Annotated in this window: 2 protein-coding genes and 1 pseudogene; 1 reads left to right on the forward strand and 2 read right to left on the reverse strand. The window is 69.1% G+C overall.

What is annotated here, in order from left to right:
- The first annotated feature begins 84 nt into the window (after positions 1 to 84).
- Positions 85 to 447 (forward strand): hypothetical protein, encoded by a 363-nt coding sequence (locus LQ326_RS46950; RefSeq protein WP_234545337.1) that lies wholly within the window; start codon positions 85 to 87, stop codon positions 445 to 447.
- Positions 448 to 895: 448 nt separating this feature from the next.
- Here LQ326_RS46950 and LQ326_RS46955 read toward each other — a convergent pair whose 3' ends face one another.
- Together LQ326_RS46955 and LQ326_RS46960 are read right to left on the reverse strand one after the other, a co-directional pair.
- Positions 896 to 1189, reverse strand: coding sequence for a helicase associated domain-containing protein (locus LQ326_RS46955; protein WP_234545338.1), 294 nt, complete (start codon positions 1187 to 1189; stop codon positions 896 to 898).
- A gap of 303 nt (positions 1190 to 1492) precedes the next feature.
- Positions 1493 to 2525, reverse strand: a pseudogene (locus LQ326_RS46960) (transposase); the annotation flags it as partial.
- Positions 2526 to 2537 lie beyond the last annotated feature (12 nt).

Here is a 2537-nt window from a genome sequence, read left to right on the forward strand (position 1 = left end):
GGCCGGGGCAGGACGCCGCGACTCGGACCACCGCGATCACCGGCACGGGATCGCGGCCACCGCAAGGCACAGGAGATGATCTTGATGATTCGCAGGAAACTCTCGGCCATAGCCCTCACCGGCGGCATCCTGGCCAGCGGCGTGGCGATGGCCACGCCGGCCAGCGCCATCGGCCCCACCGCGTGCCCCACCCAGAGCAGCAGCTTCCCCATGAGCCACGGCCTGGAAGTCTGGACCTCGCATGGCAACTTCTGCTACGCGGGCACCCCCGGCACGTGGAACGTCAACCAGAGTGGCGTCTACAGGGTCACGGCCGACTGGAACCACGGGGCCTTCGACACCAGCGTCGGCTCCTTCGACATCGGGCCGACCGGCGATCCGCGGGGCAACGCGGTCCTCTTCGACTCCTATGTCACCGTGTACAGCGTGACGATCCTCAACGGCTAGAGCGGGTCCTGGTGATGACCTGAGGACGAGCCTGGCGCTGCCACGGGCAACGCCAGGCAGCCCCGCGACCTGATGCGCTACCCGCTCCCGGCTGCTTCCACCGTTGCGGCATCAGGCGTTCGGGGCCACCTTCGCGAGGCCGTCGATACCGACTGCGGCTCGTCAGGCAGATCGGGACGGTTCACCCTGACGAGCCGCAGTCAGTACTGCAGGTCTGCTCCGTGCTCGCGTGCCCGGCGGGAATGGCCGGTCGTCTGCTTGCGTTACAGAGAGCGTGGTTGTGGAGGGGACTGTGTCCCCGGGCCTCATCTATTGCCCATGAGGACGATCGTTCGGCTGAAGCCTCATGGAGCCTTTCGCCGCGTAGGCGACCGCCCTTCACGACCACATGCACGGCCACGGCCCGTCCCGAGATCTTCGGGACGGGCCGTTCCTGCAGCGGTGTCACCTACCAGCGCATGCCGAGCGCCTCCAGGTCCGCGCGGCGCTGCGGGCTGAGTTTGGCGGCCCTCTTGCGGACGTTGTCGAGCCAGGCGCCGAGTTTGTGCTCGACGCCGTCCACGATCTCCACAGCCTTGCGGGGCACCGATAGGTGCCCTTCACGCGCGTGGAACTGCCGGGCGGCGGCGAGGTTTGCGGCCCACCGTGCGTCCTGCGACCGGGGCGCACCCGCCGCCGATGCCCCGTCCTCGGCTGCGGGCTCGATCCCCACCGACTCCAGGAGCCACTGCTGCGCGGGCATGAGCTTGTCCCACCCGGCCCGCTGCCCGGCGACCCACACCCCGAGGTCTTCGCCCTGGACGATGAGTTCCCCCGGTCCTGCTGGGAGGGCACCGCCGGTCTTGCGGTGGGCGAGGGTGAGTGACGCTCGGAGGGGGGCTTGTTGGTGTGTTGGGTGGTCGCTGGCCTGGTGTGTTGGTGTTTGGTTGAGAGGTTTGGGGTGTGGTTTCGGGAGGCTGGTCAGGGGGTTTGGGCTGGGGTTGTTGGTGGTGTGCTGAGGAGAGTTGGGCTTGTTGTAGATATCGGTATGGCCTAAGCTTGATCATTAACCTCGCTGCTGTTTCAGGCGGACGTGTTCGGTGAGGGTTTCGATTCGTTTCACGGTCTTCCCGGGCTCGTGACGTGGGGCTGGCCTGCGGTTCTTCGAGCCGGGTGGGCGTCCGGGTCCGGGTTTGGAGGGTCTGGGCACGTCGGCGGGACGGGCGGTCTTCACGCGGAGGTGGCGGAACCCCCGGCGGACCCGGGCGGGGGTGAGCCGCCGAGGCTGCGCCGGCCGTTCCCAGGGCCGACGAAGATCCTCGGCGAGGGGCCGGGCGAGGCGGAGTTGGGTGTGGGCGGCGATGATCAGCCACGTCCACAGGTCGGCCGTGTGCGGATCGCGGACCTTGGGGACGGTCCAGCCCAGGGTCTGTTTGAACAGCCGGAAGGTATGTTCAAGATCGAACCTGCGGAGGAACGCCTGCCAGCGCAGGTCGACGTCTGCTCCGGTCATGCCGGTGCGCGAGGACCACAGCCACACCGGCTTCGGGTCGCGGTCACCGGGCAGGTGCTCGACCTTCAGCCGGATCAACGTGCCGTGGATCAAAGGCAGTTCACCGCAGTGGTCGAGCCAGGGGCCACGGGCCTGCAATCGGGGGTGCATCCGGTCCCAGGCGAGGGCTTCAGCCGTGCCGTAACGGGTGGTGTCGCAGATGGTGGCCTGGTCAGGGGTGTGCCAGGACTCCGGCTTGGAGAAGGTGAGGACGCCGCCGTGCTTGCGGGGCTGCCCGCCGCGCGGGGTGGAGCGGCGCGGTCCGGCATCGCGGAGCATGACACGGTCCGAGCGGAGCCGGCCGACCAGCTCGACGGGCAGGTCGGCCAGGACGTAGGCGAGGCGGGTGACGTCGTAGCCGGTGTCCATGACGACGAGGATGTCCGCCGTCGCCCGGCCGCCACTGCCCGGCGTGCACCAGCCGGGTGACCACCTCGCGCAGCTGGGCGGCGGTCACCGCGGTGGCGTCGTCACACGGCCCCAGCCGGATCGCGTCCAGCACGGCCGTCCAGGACGTGCGTCCCGTCTCCAGGGCGGCGACGAATGTGGACGATCAGGG

Source organism: Streptomyces shenzhenensis (assembly GCF_021462265.1).
GTDB lineage: Bacteria > Actinomycetota > Actinomycetes > Streptomycetales > Streptomycetaceae > Streptomyces > Streptomyces shenzhenensis.

Excerpts from the sequence above, each read along its gene's own strand:
- LQ326_RS46955 (WP_234545338.1), bottom strand. The coding sequence starts at position 1,189 with ATGCCCGCGCAGCAGTGGCTCCTGGAGTCGGTGGGGATCGAGCCCGCA.
- LQ326_RS46950 (WP_234545337.1), top strand. The coding sequence starts at position 85 with ATGATTCGCAGGAAACTCTCGGCCATAGCCCTCACCGGCGGCATCCTG.